General features: G+C 65.5%; 14 protein-coding genes and 1 pseudogene. 12 read left to right on the top strand and 3 right to left on the bottom strand.

The features are described 5' to 3' along the window. Positions 1–14: 14 nt before the first annotated feature. Positions 15–677, bottom strand: a complete 663-nt coding sequence (locus SOM39_RS18190; RefSeq protein ID WP_095364003.1) for a DUF6338 family protein — start codon at positions 675–677, stop codon at positions 15–17. Positions 678–969: 292 nt separating this feature from the next. On the opposite strand from SOM39_RS18190, the gene SOM39_RS18185 reads away from it, so the two are divergent. Together SOM39_RS18185 and SOM39_RS18180 are read left to right on the top strand one after the other, a co-directional pair. Then, positions 970–2,310 (top strand): diguanylate cyclase, encoded by a 1,341-nt coding sequence (locus SOM39_RS18185; RefSeq protein ID WP_184124209.1) that lies wholly within the window; start codon positions 970–972, stop codon positions 2,308–2,310. Positions 2,311–2,379: 69 nt separating this feature from the next. Next, complete coding sequence (locus tag SOM39_RS18180) at positions 2,380–2,841, top strand: bacteriohemerythrin (RefSeq protein ID WP_068850625.1); 462 nt, start codon at positions 2,380–2,382, stop codon at positions 2,839–2,841. Here SOM39_RS18180 and SOM39_RS18175 read toward each other — a convergent pair. Then, complete coding sequence (locus SOM39_RS18175) at positions 2,822–4,117, bottom strand: MFS transporter (protein WP_320459163.1); 1,296 nt, start codon at positions 4,115–4,117, stop codon at positions 2,822–2,824. The genes SOM39_RS18180 and SOM39_RS18175 overlap by 20 nt on opposite strands. Before the next feature lie 233 nt (positions 4,118–4,350). Between SOM39_RS18175 and SOM39_RS18170 the strand changes: the two genes are divergently transcribed. From SOM39_RS18170 to SOM39_RS18155, 4 genes are all read left to right on the top strand, one after another. Further along, positions 4,351–5,703 (top strand): aspartate aminotransferase family protein, encoded by a 1,353-nt coding sequence (locus tag SOM39_RS18170; RefSeq protein ID WP_320459162.1) that lies wholly within the window; start codon positions 4,351–4,353, stop codon positions 5,701–5,703. Positions 5,704–5,755: 52 nt separating this feature from the next. Further along, positions 5,756–6,634 carry a plasmid replication/partition related protein gene (locus SOM39_RS18165; RefSeq protein WP_095364000.1) on the top strand — a complete coding sequence of 293 codons (879 nt, stop codon included), beginning with the start codon at positions 5,756–5,758 and terminating at the stop codon, positions 6,632–6,634. 130 nt (positions 6,635–6,764) lie between these two features. Beyond that, entirely contained in the window at positions 6,765–8,057 is a 1,293-nt protein-coding gene (locus SOM39_RS18160; protein WP_306989216.1) for a DUF445 domain-containing protein, read from the top strand. 142 nt (positions 8,058–8,199) lie between these two features. Beyond that, complete coding sequence (locus tag SOM39_RS18155) at positions 8,200–8,598, top strand: DUF4124 domain-containing protein (RefSeq protein WP_141236265.1); 399 nt, start codon at positions 8,200–8,202, stop codon at positions 8,596–8,598. A 24-nt stretch (positions 8,599–8,622) separates the two neighbouring features. Here the strand turns inward: SOM39_RS18155 and SOM39_RS18150 are convergent, their stop codons facing one another. Then, positions 8,623–9,852 (bottom strand): aminotransferase class V-fold PLP-dependent enzyme, encoded by a 1,230-nt coding sequence (locus SOM39_RS18150; RefSeq protein ID WP_320459161.1) that lies wholly within the window; start codon positions 9,850–9,852, stop codon positions 8,623–8,625. 547 nt (positions 9,853–10,399) lie between these two features. Here SOM39_RS18150 and SOM39_RS18145 point away from each other — a divergent pair. The 6 genes and pseudogenes from SOM39_RS18145 to SOM39_RS18120 form a co-directional block, all read left to right on the top strand. After that, positions 10,400–10,562, top strand: a pseudogene (locus SOM39_RS18145) (IS5/IS1182 family transposase); the annotation flags it as partial. Between the two features lie 242 nt (positions 10,563–10,804). Beyond that, on the top strand, positions 10,805–11,614 hold the full coding sequence (locus tag SOM39_RS18140) for a class I SAM-dependent methyltransferase (protein ID WP_320459160.1): 810 nt from the start codon (positions 10,805–10,807) through the stop codon (positions 11,612–11,614). Next, a complete protein-coding gene (locus tag SOM39_RS18135; RefSeq protein WP_320459159.1) occupies positions 11,559–12,164 on the top strand; it encodes a DNA adenine methylase in 606 nt (201 codons plus the stop codon). The genes SOM39_RS18140 and SOM39_RS18135 overlap by 56 nt, the downstream gene beginning before the upstream one ends. Before the next feature lie 332 nt (positions 12,165–12,496). Continuing rightward, positions 12,497–12,820, top strand: a complete 324-nt coding sequence (locus tag SOM39_RS18130) for a DUF3649 domain-containing protein (protein ID WP_414715899.1) — start codon at positions 12,497–12,499, stop codon at positions 12,818–12,820. Further along, complete coding sequence (locus tag SOM39_RS18125; protein ID WP_320459158.1) at positions 12,817–14,451, top strand: PepSY-associated TM helix domain-containing protein; 1,635 nt, start codon at positions 12,817–12,819, stop codon at positions 14,449–14,451. The genes SOM39_RS18130 and SOM39_RS18125 overlap by 4 nt, the downstream gene beginning before the upstream one ends. Then, a complete protein-coding gene (locus SOM39_RS18120; RefSeq protein ID WP_068850608.1) occupies positions 14,448–14,777 on the top strand; it encodes a DUF3325 domain-containing protein in 330 nt (109 codons plus the stop codon). Before SOM39_RS18125 ends, SOM39_RS18120 begins: the two co-directional genes overlap by 4 nt. The last annotated feature ends 14 nt before the right edge of the window (positions 14,778–14,791 follow it).

The following is a 14,791-nucleotide window of genomic DNA, read 5'->3' as shown; positions in this document are numbered from 1 at the left end:
GCTGATCCGCGCCGTCAGAACGCACGCGTCTCCATGGCGGCAGTGGTGGATTGGAACCGTTGCGTAAAACAGCCATCTCGAACTCCTTCGACCATTATTACTTCGACCCACCTGACATCGGTCGCTTGAATGATTATGCCCTCCAGATCAATCAGATCCACAGGATTTCCATCATTATCGATCCACGCAGGATCCAGAATATAGAACTGACCCTGTCCTGGATTCAGAGGCCACTCCTTCGGCCAGCCCGTGAGTCGCCTCCCGTCGACCAGATGCAGCACTACGTCGGAAAGGCTCGAACCCAGGACACCATGCCACTCGCTTGAATGCGAACTGCGAGATGTCATTCCTTTCTTCCTCAGCCAGGAATGAACGGCATCTTTGTTGACGGCAGCTGCCATCAACGCACCCAGAGCTGTCGCAATCAACACCGAGCAGGTGAGCTGGCTTGTCGATGTCCACTCTCCAGCGGACCAGACGCGGCCGAGTGCTTCCAACACGGCCTCAATCATCCGAGTGACGGCATGAACAACGAACGTAAAGACCAGCGCTTCAACTGTCCTTTCGAACTGACTGGGTTTGGGATGAGACGTGAACCCATAAAAGATCGATGCGGACAGGAAGCCCGGCAGCAGGAACGTGAGTAGCGGGGTCACTTCCTTGTAGAGGTTGTCCATGCGTTGCGGACCAGAGTTTCGAGCACAGAGGAATCGTAAGCGGCGGAAGCATGCCCGTACGTGCATCAGCTCTCATTCCAGTCGGGTAGCGATTGATTCTTCCTACGGGTTGGTCGGCCGGAGTCGGGAGGGCTGCCACGCAGGGCGTGGCACTACGGTCCGGGACGTCCGGATCCGGGCGCTGCAGCCCCGGATCCGGACATTTCGGTCACAGATCAGAAGATTGACCCTAAAGTCCGGCGTGAAGACGCCGATACACCTTCCGACCCTCTCGGATTCGAGCGTACGCAACATGCCGGCACTGTTTCAGGGCGCCTTCCCCAGCGACCCCGGTGATGACCTTCCCCAGCGGATCCTGCTGGTGGAGAACTCGCGCACGTTCACCAGCATGCTCAAGGAAGCCATCGAGCAGCGGCTGGAGCTGCCGGTGTCGGTGGCGACCTCGCTCGCCGAGGCCGGGCGCCTGCTGGATGAGGAACAGGGCTGGTTCCTGGTGCTGACCGGGCTGGTGCTGGCCGATGGCGACCGCGACAAGGTGGTGGAGTACTTCCTGTCGCGCGGGCTGCGTACGGTGGTGGTCAGCGGGGTGTACGACGAGGACCTGCGCAAGCGCGTACTGCAGCAGCAGATCATTGATTACGTGCTCAAGAACACCCCCGGCAGCATCGACTACCTGGTGTGGCTGGTGCAGCGCCTGGACCGCAACCGGCGCATCGCCGCGCTGGTGGTGGATGATTCGATGTCCGCGCGCATGTACGCCGCCTCGCTGCTGCGCATGTATGGCCACGACGTCTACGAGGCTGCCGACGGTGCCGAGGGCCTGAAGGCGATCGAGGCCCACCCGGCGATCCGGCTGGCGGTGGTCGACCAGGAAATGCCCGGCATGGAGGGCGTGGAATTCACCCGCCGGCTGCGTACCCTGCGCTCGCGCGACAAGGTGGCGGTGATCGGCATTTCCGGCAATACCGATCCCTCGCTGATTCCGCGCTTCCTGAAGAACGGCGCCAATGACTTCCTGCGCAAACCCTTCTCGCGCGAGGAGTTCTTCTGCCGCGTCTCGCAGAACGTGGACCAGCTGGAGCTGATCGGTACGCTGCAGGACCTGGCCACCCGCGATTTCCTCACCGGCCTGCCCAACCGCCGCTGCTTCCTGGAACAGAGCACGCGCCAACTGCCGAAGCTGCAGGTGCAGGGTGAGCAGGTGGCGGTGGCGATGATCGATATCGATCACTTCAAGCACATCAACGACACCCATGGCCATGAAGCCGGCGACGACGCATTGCGGGCGGTGGCCGCGGCCGTCGCCGACCACGCACGCGACCAGGACCTGATCGCGCGCTTCGGTGGCGAAGAGTTCTGCCTGCTGGTACCGGGGCTGGAGGAAGACGAAGCCATCGGCTACTTCGAGATCCTGCGCCAGCGTATCGCCGCGCTGGAAGTGGATCTTGGTCACACCACGCTGCGGATGACGGTCAGCATCGGCTTGTGCTGCATCCGCCCGCAGCACGATTCGCTGCACCGGCTGATTTCCGAAGCCGACCGCCAGCTGTATCTGGCCAAGGCCGGCGGCCGCAACCGCGTGTGCAGCACGCGCGAGGCCACCGCCGCCCGGGAACCCGCGCTGGCGCCTTGATCCAGATCAACGCAGGTCCGCCCCGCCCTGCCTAGAGTCGTTCCCAGCGAACATCACAGGGAACGCAGCATGGCACTTCTGGTCTGGCAGGACGACCTGAACATCGGCATCGACGTCATCGACCACCAGCACATGCGGATCGTGGAGATGCTCAACCACCTGCACGTGGCGCAGACCAGCCTGCACAAGGTGGCCGTGGCCGAGGTGATCGACGAACTGGTGGACTACACCATGTCGCACTTCGCGTTCGAGGAAGAGCTGATGGAAGAAGCCGGCTACCCGTTCTGCGCCGCGCACAAGCGCGTGCACGAGATATTCGGCAAGCGCGTGTCCGAATACCGGCTGCGTTTCCAGGCCGGCGAGGACATCACCGACGAACTGCGCACGATGCTGTCGCGCTGGCTGTTCAACCACATCCGGGGCGATGACAAGGCCTACGCCGAATCGGTCAAGCAGCACCTGAACCAGTTCGCCCGCGATCACCAGCAGGGCAGCTGGCTGGGTCGCACCCTCAAGCGGATTTTCCGCTGAGTCGGGTTGGCCGGCCCATGGCCAGCAGCGCCAGGATGGTGATCACCGCAGTCAGGCACAGGTAGTAGCCCACCGCGACCAGACCGAAACGGCCGGCCAACCAGGTCGCCACGTACGGTGCCGGCGCCGCGCCGAGGATGCCGGCCAGGTTGAACGACAGCGAGGCGCCGGTATAGCGCACCTGGACCGGGTAGATTTCGGCCAGGAACGTGCCGCAGGGCCCGTAGGTCAGGCCCATCAGGAACAGGCCAAGGGCCAGGAACCCCACTACCAGCCACGGACTGCCGGCCTGGAACAACGGCGCGAACAATACGCCGAAACCGAGGATCAGGCCGCTGGCCACGATCATCGTGCGCCGGGTGCCCCAGCGGTCGCCGTACATCGCCGACAGCGGAATACCGGCGGCGAAGAACAGGATGCCCACCATCTGCAGCAGCAGGAACTGCTCGCGGCTGTAGTGCAGCACGGTGGTGCCATAGCCGAGGGTGAACACCGTCATCAGGTAGAACAGCACGAAGGTGGCGAACGCCCCGAGCGTGCCCAGCACCAAGGTGCGCGGGTGGTGGCGCAGCACTGTCCACATCGGCAGGCGCACGCGTTCGTTGCGGTCCAGTGCGGCCTGGAACTGCGGGGTCTCATGGATGTTCAGGCGCACCCACAGGCCTACCGCCACCAGCAGTGAGCTGGCCAGGAACGGCACGCGCCAGCCCCACTGCAGGAAGTCCGTATCGCTCATCGCGCGGCCCAGCAGCAGGAAGATGCCGGCCGAAAGCAGGAACCCGAGTGGCGCGCCCAGCTGCGGGAACATGCCGTACCAGGCCCGCTTGCCCGGTGGCGCGTTCTCCGTGGCCAGCAGTACCGCCCCACCCCACTCGCCGCCCAGGCCCAGGCCCTGGCCGAACCGGCACAGTGCCAGCAGCGCCGGCGCCAGGATGCCGATGCTGGCGTGAGTGGGCAGCAGGCCGATCGCCACGGTCGACACGCCCATGGTCAGCAGCGCAGCCACCAGCGTGGCCTTGCGCCCGATCCGGTCGCCGTAATGGCCGAATACCGCCGAGCCGACCGGCCGGGCGATGAACGCCACCGCGAAGGTCGCCAGCGACTGCAGCAGCGCGGCACCCTCGCTGCTGTCGGGGAAGAACAGGTGCGGGAACACCAGCACCGCCGCCGTGGCGTAAATGTAGAAGTCGAAGAACTCGATGGTGGTGCCGATCAGGCTGGCCAGCAGGATGCGGCGGGGCGAATTGGCGGCGTTGGCAGCGGCAGGAGTCGACATCGTTCACGTGCGGGAAGATCAGCTGCCCGATTCTGCCACGTGACCGCCGCCCACCGTCGCGATGGTTGCACGCGAAACAACGAAACCAGCGGTAGCCCCGGCCGTTGGCCGGACCAGGCTGTGCCGAACGAAACCAGCGGTAGCCCCGGCCGTTGGCCGGACCAGGCGGTCCACGACGAAGCAACGATCCAGGCAGTAAAGTCGAGACCATCCACATTCGCGGGTCCAGCACCATGCCCCCCACCGAAACACCGCCATCCCCGCTGTCCCAACACGCACCCACCAGCCTCGACGCCTGGTGGATGCCGTTCACCGCCAACCGCCAGTTCAAGGCCGCACCGCGCCTGCTGGTGCGTGCCGAAGGCATGTACTACCACGACGTGGACGACCGCCCGATCCTTGATGGCGCCGCCGGACTGTGGTGCTGCAACGCCGGGCACGCCCGGCCGCGGATCGTGCAGGCCATCCAGCAGCAGGCGGCTACGCTGGATTTCGCCCCGCCTTTCCAGATGGGCACGCCGCTGCCATTCGTGCTGGCGCAGCGCCTGGCCGCGCTCGCTCCCGGACCGCTGAACCATGCGTTCTTCACCAACTCCGGTTCCGAGGCGGTCGATACGGCGATGAAGATCGTGCTCGGCTACCACCGGCTGCGCGGCGAAGGCCAGCGCACCCGTTTCATCGGACGCGAGAAGGCCTACCACGGGGTCGGTTTCGGTGGGCTGTCGATCGGGGGCCTGCCCAACAACCGCAAAGGCTTCGGCCCGCTGCTGGCGGGCAGCGATTTCCTTCGCCACACCCTGGACCTGTCACGCAACGCCTTCACCCCCGGGTTGCCCCGCCACGGCGCCGAACTGGCCGAGGACCTGGAACGGCTGATCGCGCTGCATGATGCCTCCACCATCGCGGCGGTATTCGTCGAGCCCATTGCCGGTTCAGCCGGGGTGATCCTGCCGGCGCCGGGCTACCTGCAGCGCCTGCGCGAAATCTGCGACCAGCACGGCATCCTGCTGGTGTTCGACGAGGTCATCACCGGTTTCGGCCGGGTCGGCAACGCCTTTGCCGCGCAGCGCTTCGGGGTCACCCCGGACCTGCTGACGATGGCCAAGGGGCTGACCAACGGCGCGGTGCCGATGGGCGCGGTGATGGTGTCCGATGCCATCCACGCCGCGTACATGCAGGGCCCGCCGGGGGCCATCGAGCTGTTCCACGGCTATACCTATTCCGGCCACCCGCTGGCCTGCGCTGCTGCGCTGGCGGCGCTGGACACATACGCCGCCGAAGGCCTGTTTGATCGTGCCATCGAGCTGGGCGAATACTGGCAGACCCGCCTGCACAGCCTGCGCGGGCTGCCGAACGTGGTGGACATCCGCAATTTCGGGCTGATCGGTGCGGTCGAGCTGGCGCCGCGCAAGGGCGCGCCTGGTAGCCGGGGCTTTGAGGTGTTCGAGCGCTGCTTCCGCGACGGGGCGCTGCTGGTGCGCTGTACCGGCGACGTGATCGCGCTGTCGCCGCCGCTGATCATCGACCGGGCGCAGATCGACCGGATCGTGGACGTGCTGGGCGAGATGATCCGCGCCACGGCGTGATGCCGGCGACCGGTACAATGGGCGGTCAACAGCTGCTCGCCAACCGGATTGCATGGACATCGTCGTCAAAGAAGAACTCAAGGCCTACATCGATCCACTCACCGCCGACGAACACGAGGCGCTGGAGCGCAGCATCCTGGCCGAAGGCTGCCGCGACGCCCTGGTGCTGTGGAACGATGTATTGGTGGATGGGCACAACCGCTACGGCATCTGCCAGAAGCACGGCCTGCCGTTCCAGACGGTGCAGAACACCCGCTTCCAGTCGATGGATGACGTGCACCTGTGGATGATCGAACAGCACCTGGGCCGGCGCAGCGTGTCCGATTTCCAGCGCGGCGTGCTGGCCCTGCGCAAGCGGGACATCCTGGCCGAGCGCCACCGCGCCGACCAGGCCCAGCTGCAGCGCGAAAGCGACGGCGAGATCGCCGATGCCACACCCGAAGGCGATGAGGACAGCCCGCCGTGGGCGCCGGCGCCGAAGGTAAGCCGCGCCGACATGGCGCGCGAAGCCCGGCTGAGCAGCAGCCAGGTAACGATGATCGAACGCATCCACAAGCAGGCCGCGCCGGAACTGGTGGAAGCGGTCAAGAGCGGGGTGATCTCGATCAGCGCTGCGGCGGCCGTAGCGGCGCTGCCGGAAGAGGAACAGCGCGCGGCCGCGGCCGCCGGCAAGGACGAGTTGAAACAGGCCGCCAAGCGCGTGCGCGAGGCCAAGCGCAAGCCGCGCAAGCCGGTGCAGGAGGTGCTGCACAGCGCCGATGGCGAGCTGGAGGTCGATCCGAGCCGTGAGGCCGAGATTGCCGAGGCACTGACCTCGCTGGGCGAAGGCCCGGCCGAGCTGCGCCAGCGGGTGATCGCGCTCACCCTCGAAAACGATGCGCTGCGTGCCCAGTTGGCGGCGCTTCGCCGACAGGTCGGAGACGTGGCGTAACCGTTCTGCCGGCCAACGGCCGGCGCTACCGTCGAGCGATGTGGGAGTTCCATGGTAGCGCCGGCCGTTGGCCGGCCCTCCAGAATGCTTGTCGAGGCGGCGTTCGCATCCGGGTCGATACACTTGCCGCATGAACAGCACGCCCTCGGTCGACCCCCGCCGCGCCCAGCTACGCCGCCTCAAAGCCATTGCCCTGGCGATGCTGCTGGCCATGCTGGCCGGCTTCGTCATCAGCCATCTCAACGGCGAACGCGGTATCTGGGCGTGGGTTTCCGCCTTCTGTGAAGCCGCTGCGGTGGGCGCGCTGGCCGACTGGTTCGCGGTGGTGGCCTTGTTCCGCCACCCGCTGGGCCTGCCGATCCCGCACACGGCGATCATCCCGCGCAGCAAGGAGCGCATTGCCGACAGCCTGGCGGTGTTCGTGCGCGACCAGTTCCTGGAACCGCAGGCACTGCTGGCCCGGCTGCAGGTATTCGATCCCGCCAGCCGGCTTGGCAGCTGGCTGGCCGATCCCGCCCGGTCGCGGCTGCTGGCCGACATGGCGCGGGGCTGGGCCCTGCAGGCGCTGGATTTCCTCGACGAAGCCGCCGTGCGCCGCAGCATCCAGGCGTTCGTGGTCGAGCAGCTGCGGCAGTGGAACGCGGCCGCCACTGCCGGCGAGCTGCTGGGCCTGCTCACTGCCGACAACCGCCACCAGCGGGTGCTGGACGAAGGGCTGACCCGGATCAGCCAGTGGATGGACAACGACGCCGTGCGGCAGCGCGCTTCCGAACTGATCGTGCGCTACATCCAGCGCGAATGGCCGAAGCTCGCCAGCACGGTGAACTGGGTCAAACCCATTGATGAAATCGGCGACAGCCTGGCCGAGCGCATGGCGCACGCGGTGCTGGCCGAACTGCAGCAGATCCTGGCCGAGCCGGAACACCCGCTGCGCAAGGATTACGAGGCGTGGCTGGGCGACTACATACAGCGCCTGCGCCACGACCCGGCACTGGCGGAAAAGGTCGACCAGCTCAAGCAGCAGGTGATCGACCACCCGGCGGTGCAGGAGTACGTCCAGGGCCTGTGGGCGCGCATCCATGCCAGCCTGCGCGCCGATCTGTCCAGCGAATCGTCTGCGCTGGCCGGCCACCTGCAGCGCAGCCTGGGCAAGATCGGCCAGGCGCTGCAGGAGGACCCTTCACTGCGCGAGGCGCTCAACCAGCACCTCATGGATGGCGCCGAGCGCCTGACCAGCCGGTTGCGCGAAGGCGTGACCAGCCATATCGCGCAGACCGTGAAGGGCTGGGACGAGCGGCACCTGGTGGAGCAGCTGGAGCTGAGCGTGGGACGCGACCTGCAGTTCATCCGGTTCAACGGCACCTTGGTGGGTGGGTTGATCGGGCTGTTGCTGCATGCGCTGACCGTTTGGATGCATTGGTAGCGACTGCCCTGCGCAGCCACGCAGGGCGTGGCTCCACCTCTGTTTGTAGCAGGCCCGGTTGACAGATTGCCCGGGTGTTTTTGAGACGTGGTTCGCGTATTCTGCCGCGCATTCAGGGCTGGAGTGGCCCGCCGGGGGAACGATGCGAAGGACGATCATGACGCTGGCGCTGTGCGCGCTGGCCTGCAATGCCCACGCCGGGCGCGTGTACAAGTGCGCGAACGGCGCCCAGACCATCTACCAGACGGTACCCTGCCCGCCCGAGCAGGACACCGGCGTGACCCGCCCGATTGTCAAAGACCCCAACCTCACGTGGGAAGAGCGCACCCGCGCCCAGCGCGACCTGCACCAGGCCCGCCGCCGCATGCAGGCTGACGCTGGCCGTGGAGAGCCCCCGGTGCGCGGCACCGTGATCGACGGCGCGGCCAATCCGGAGCAATGCGAAGAACTGCGTTCCCGACGCGAGATCAGCGAGATGTTCGGACGCCCCGCACCGGAGCGGATCGACGCCGACATCGCCAAGGCCTGCAGCTCGCGCTGAACATCTAGCGGCAGGAAATCCTGCCTAACCAGCAACTGCGCGCACGGCGTCGATCAACGACTGTATCTGCGCGGGGGCGGTAAAGATGCCCGGTGTCACGCGTACGCAGGCGCCGGACGCCAATCCCTCGCGGGCCACCACGAACACACCGGACTGTTGCAGCATGCGCTCGGCCGTGGCGGCGTTGGCCTCCAGGCTGACCTGCCCGCGCAGGCGGAAGGCGGCGATGGCGCTGGACAGACGCGGATCCGGTGACGCCAGCAGCTGGATCCGGGCGTCGTCGCGCAGCGCGTCCAGCCACTGGTTGCGCAGGCGCAGCAGGCGCGCGCGCTTGTTGACCACGCCGATCCGCTGGTGCAGCGATACCGCGGCCGGCAAAGCCATGACCGCCGCGAAGTTGACCGTGCCGGTGTGGACGCGGCTGTCGATATCGCCGGTGTCGGCCTCGCCCATGCAGGGATCCAGGTCCTGAACGCGTCCGCGACGCACGTAGAGCGCACCCATGCCGACCGGTGCGCCGATCCACTTGTGCAGGTTGATGCCGACGAAATCCGCGCCCAGCGCGTGCAGCGGCGTGTCGACCTGGCCGACGCCATGGGCCGCATCCAGCACCACGTCCGCGCCGGCCGCGCGGGCCAGTGCGCTGATCTCCGCCACCGGCAGCAGCATGCCGTTGCGATGGCCGACCTGGGTGAGCAGCAGCAGGCGGGTGCGCGGGTAGCGCGCCAGCGCCTGGCGGTAGGTGTCCACGATGCCGTCATGGTCGAACGGCTCCGGCAGCACGATGCGCTGTACGTCCACGCCCCTGCGTTCGCGCAGCCACTGAACGGCGGCGATCGCGCTTTCGTGGTCGGTGTCCGCATACAGCACGGTATCGCCCGGAGACAGGTGCCGATAGCCGGCAATCAGTACCTGCATCGCTTCCGTCGCGCCCCGGGTCAGAGCGATCTCATCTGTGCCCACGCCCAGCGCTTCGGCCAGTGTTGCCCGCGCGTGTTCCAACAACGCCGGGAACTCCCGCCGCCCGAACCAGGCATTCTCACGGTTCACGCGTGCGGTGGCGCGCTGATACGACTGCAACACGGGCCGCGCCATCGCGCCCCAGTAGCCGTTGTCGAGCATGACCACCTCGTCGGTGAGGTCGTACAGCGCCGCTACGTGGGACCACCAGTCCTCATCGGCTGCCAGCCTGTCAGGGTCGCGCCCGGCGGGATCGGGCAAGGCGTCGAGAGCGTGCAGGTCTGCGTCGGTCATGCGGCCAGTATTGCAGCCGCCGCGCGAAATTTGGGGGGACAGGATCTTTTGGGACCCAGGATTGAGCGGGATAAAACGAGACTGGACCTGCTTGAGCCAATCCGACAGCGCGGCGGGCGAAGGGGATGACCTCAGCCTCCGCCAACCCGCTAGCCAGCAGGTCATACACCAGCAGGGCGGCCTCAGCGCGCTTGGGAGAGGGAACGTCGCGTTCTTTGACGCCAGAACGTCTTCAACCGACTCCAAGGCTGGTGTCAGACGGTCATGGATCAATCCCTGCGACTGGATCGGCGAAATACGGGCGTTCTCGTCGCTTTTAGCGTCAATTTCCATGGCGAGCCATTCCATGCGCCCCGGGTTCGCCGCAAGGAAGTGATGCGAGGTCGAAGGGAGGCATGTTGTCTTTTCGAATGTAGCGGAGCAGGAGTCTGAGCAGGTCAGCCGAACCGGCTAAACGCCCTGAGCAACTCTGCACGAAATCTGATGGTAGTGCCGGCCGGTGCCCCGCAAGCTTGAGGGCCATCAGGCATACCTCGAGGAACTCTCCATGCAGCTTTCGTTCGGTGATGCCGAGAGGTTGGGTCAGCGGACACACCGTGAGCTGCTCCTTGATGAGCCAGATCAGGTGTTTCCCGACAAGAAAGCGCCTGCTGGCCCTCATCGAGCGGCATTGCCGGGTTGCGCGCCATCCGGGGCGTCAGCCGTACCGGTTTGGCCACGATCTGGCCAAGAACATCGCTCAAGCGCTGGCCCTTTTTGCACTGTCAATCTTGTGGATGACACGTCGTCAGCTGATGCCGGCCCAGGAGTAAATCCGCCCGGCACCGCCATAACAGCAGGACGAGGCAGATCTGACCTGTTTGTCGGTCGCTGATCAGCCCAGGACCGGAAATTCAGGGCCCAGAGCAGTCCGTTCAGAACATCCCTAGGACCAGGATATGGAGGTGAAATGATGGAGCTACAGAAGGAGTTCTCTCTGCAGTACAGCGACTATCTGGCGCTGTTCGATGAGCACGGAGGCACGCCCGAATACTATCTAAGCGATCACTACGAACGCTTCAGGAAGACGTTCAACGAATTCAATGCTACTTGGAATGGCGGAACCCGTGTGCTCGACATCGGTGCTCATTGGCTTCACCAAGCCGTGATGTGGCGCCGAAGTGGCTACTCGGTGACAGCGGTCGAGTTCCCGGAAATTTTCCTCAACCCGATGGTGCTCCCTATTGCAAATGCCATGAAAATTAAGCTTCATGGTTGTGCTGACCTGGGTGCAGCTGGCGAGTTGGAAGCCATCCCTGACAACTCGGCCGATGTGGTGCTGTTCTCGGAAATCCTGGAACACATTACGTTCAACCCAATAGCGCTATGGAAACAAGTCCATCGAATTCTGGCCCCCGGTGGTCGAATTGTGGTCACTACGCCCAACTACTACTCCTGGAAAGGGCGGGCCTGGCAGCCGCTGCGATTCTTGCGCGGTCAAGCAGGCGGAATATCGGTGGATGAGGTCCTTGGCCTCGGCACCTACGCTCATCATTGGCGCGAGTACAGCATGGGTGAGGTGAAGCGCTACTTCCAAAAGCTTTCACCTGACTTCGTGATAACCAAGGCCAAGGTCGTGCCCACCTACATGCGCTCGCGAACCCGCTGGAAGAGCAGCGTTCAGGCAATTCTGGATACCGTTCCTTTGCTGCGTCCGAACTTGCATATTGAGGTGTCCCTGCCCGCGAAAGAGTACGGCATCGTGGCGCAATTCCGTTACTGAAACAGGGCGACGTGCTGCCGACGGCAACCAGCGGCACGTCACCGCAATACACGCCTCAGTCGCGTGCGCCTTGGCCAAAACTCTGGGTCCTCGCGAGGACCGAGTCATCTTGGCAGTCCCCTATCGCACAAGCAGACACCTGCCCTTACCAGTACTCCCCTGGCCTGGCGGGAAGCGCCGACTGATCAAGTACCTGTGTCCGCATTTCCCTATTCACGACACCTACGTCGATGCGTTTGCTGGCGGGGCGGCCGCGCTACTCATGCGGCCAGTGCCGGCCAAGCTAGAAGTTCTGAACGACATCAATAGCGACCCAGTGACCCTCTATCGCTGCGTCACGCACCATCTGGAAGAGTCCGTCCGGATGTTCCGTTGGTCTCTGATGAGCCCCCAGATGTTTGAATGGGCAACCATGGACGGGAGGCCGATACATGCAGTTTGGCGAGATCATCATCAAGAATTGGCACGAACGTCAGGCAAGCCTTCTGTGATGCGACCGCCCCTCAACGGCTCCCGATATCGCCGTTCGAAGCTGCGAGGCACAAACTGAGCGCATTCAGGTTCTGGTAGCCCTGCTAAACCAAGTGCCTGCAATTCGCAAACCAAGCGTCCGCCGGCACCGCCGCGCGAAGAACGGGTGGCGCGAAGCGCCTGTCAATCTTGCCGAAGCGAATGATAATGACTATCATTAGCGCACTGGATGCTTGCTCGATGCCGTCCTGCGCGCCGCCTATGGTGGCGTTGCGGTGCGCGACCGAGGCAACACCGTTCTCCAGGGATACCCCCGCCCTGTGCGGCGGCTTGGCCACGGATGGCCACCCTTTCCCTGTCACCGGCTTCGGCCGGTGACGTTCGTTGTTCGACCCGACATTGCAGGTTCCCGTGGACAGCACGCCTGATGCCAGCTGGTTCAACCGCTTCGGCGGTTTCTTCGACCGCCCCTGGCTGGGAGTGCTGTCGCGTTCGTTGGCCGCGATCTTCGGCGGCTACGCGCTGGCCGCCACCTGCGCGATGTTCTTCGCCGTGGCCCTGCCCATCGCCCGCGCGCAAGCGGTGCTGACAGGCATGCTGGTGGCGATCGTGCTGTGCGCCTGCGCCGCGCTGTGGGCATTTGCCACCCGCACCGCACTGCGTGCCTGGATCGGCATCGCCGCGCCCACCGCGTTGTTCTGGCTGGGCACCCTCGCACTGGGAGCACGTGCATGAAGAATGGATTCCGCCAGTCCATGGCCTGGCTGCACACCTGGACCGGGCTGCTGGTGGGCTGGCTGCTGCTGCTCATCTTCATGGCCGGCACCGCCAGCTACTACCGCGAAGAAATCAGCCGCTGGATGCGCCCGGAGCTGCCGCGCAGCAGCGTGTCCACCGAGGTCGCCGCCGAGCGCGCGGTGACCTTCCTGCAGCACAAGGCGCCGCAGGCCGAAAGCTGGAACGTGACCCTGCCCGATCCGCGCAACCCGGCCATGCGCATGTTCTGGCGCAACCCCGAATCGATGGTGAAGCCACCGGCCGAAGGTGAAAAGCGCCGCCGCGGCGGTGGCCGCTTCGGCGATGCCACGGTGGACCCGGCCAGCGGCGAGGAAGTGGCCGCGCGCGAAACCCGAGGCGGCGATTTCTTCTACCGCCTGCATTTCGACCTGCACTATATCCCGGTGCTGTGGGCGCGCTACCTGGTGGGTTTCTGCGCGATGTTCATGCTGGTGGCGATTATTACCGGGGTGATCACCCACAAGAAGATCTTCAAGGACTTCTTCACCTTCCGGCCGGAGAAGGGCCTGCGTTCGTGGCTGGACTTCCATAACGTCAGCGCGGTGATGGCCCTGCCCTACCACGCGATGATCACCTACACCGGAATAGTCACGCTGATGTTCATGTACCTGCCGCAGGGCGTAAGCGTGGCTTATCCCAAGGATGAGGACGCGTTCTTCAGCGAGGCCTTTGCGCGCCTGGCCGATCCGGCCGACGCCGCCGAAGGCAGCGCGGCGCCGCTGCCGATCCAGCAGCTGCTCGACAGCGCGCGTGCCGAATGGAAAGGCGCGCAGGTCAGCGGCTTCACCGTGTTCCACCCGGGCGCGGCCAATGCGGTGATCGACATCTACCAGCGCGATGGCAAACGGCTGTCGATCGACACACCATCGCTGCGCTACCACGCGGTCAGCGGCGCGCTGATCGAGACCAGCCCGGTGCCCGGCGGCGCCACCCACACCCGTGGCGTGATGTACGGCCTGCACCTGGCCCGCTTCGCGGACTGGGGCCTGCGCGCCCTGTTCTTCCTGTCCGGCCTGGTAGGTTGCCTGATGGTGGCCAGCGGCGTAGTGCTGTGGGCGGTCAAGGAGCGCCCCAAGCACGCCAAGGCCGGCAGGATCGGCTTCGGCCTGCGGCTGGTGGATGCGTTCAACATCGGCGCCGTGGCCGGCCTGCCGATCGCGTTTGCCGCGTACTTCTGGGGTAACCGGTTGCTGCCGCTGGAAATGGCGGAACGCGCCGACGCAGAAGCCAGCGTGTTCTTCTATGCCTGGGCCGCCGCCCTGCTGGCGGCCTTCGTCTGGCCCAAGCGGTTGATGTGGGCCTGGCAGCTGTACCTGGGCGCGGCCTTGTTCGCCCTGATCCCGGTGATCAATGTGCTCACCACCGATGCACATCTGGGCGTAACCCTGCGCACCGGCGACTGGGCGCTGGCCGGGTTCGACCTGGTGATGCTTGCCTTCGGCGCGATGCTGGCATACTGCGGCCTGCGCATGCAGCGTTGGCAGCCTGCGCTGAGCGCGGCCGAGAAGAAGCGGCGCCAGGCCGCAGCCCTTGCCGCCACCGCGAATGCCGCCGAGGCCAGCGCATGATGCTGCTGGCGCTCACATTGAACTTTTCTGCGTTCACCGCCCTGTCGCTGGCGATGGAAAAGCACCAGCTCGACCTGCACGGCAAGGCGCACGCCGGCCCCGCGCGCATGCGGCTGTGGCGTTGGCTGGGTTGGGCATTGCTGGCGACCGCGTTCGGCATCTGCGTGGCCGACCACGGCTGGGCCGCCGGGCCGGTGCTGTGGCTGGGCGCGATGACGATCAGCGGCCTGCTGATCGCCTTCGGCCTGTATCCCTGGCGACCGCGCTGGATCGCACCGCTGGCCTGGGCGTTGCCGGTGCTGGGCCTGGGCGCCGCCGCGCTGTAGAGCCGACTGTCAGT

The sequence above is a fragment of the Stenotrophomonas sp. CFBP8994 genome, from assembly GCF_034044835.1.
GTDB lineage: Bacteria > Pseudomonadota > Gammaproteobacteria > Xanthomonadales > Xanthomonadaceae > Stenotrophomonas > Stenotrophomonas rhizophila_A.
The sequence above is the reverse complement of the archived record's forward strand: the minus strand, read 5'-3'. Positions and strand labels throughout refer to the sequence as shown.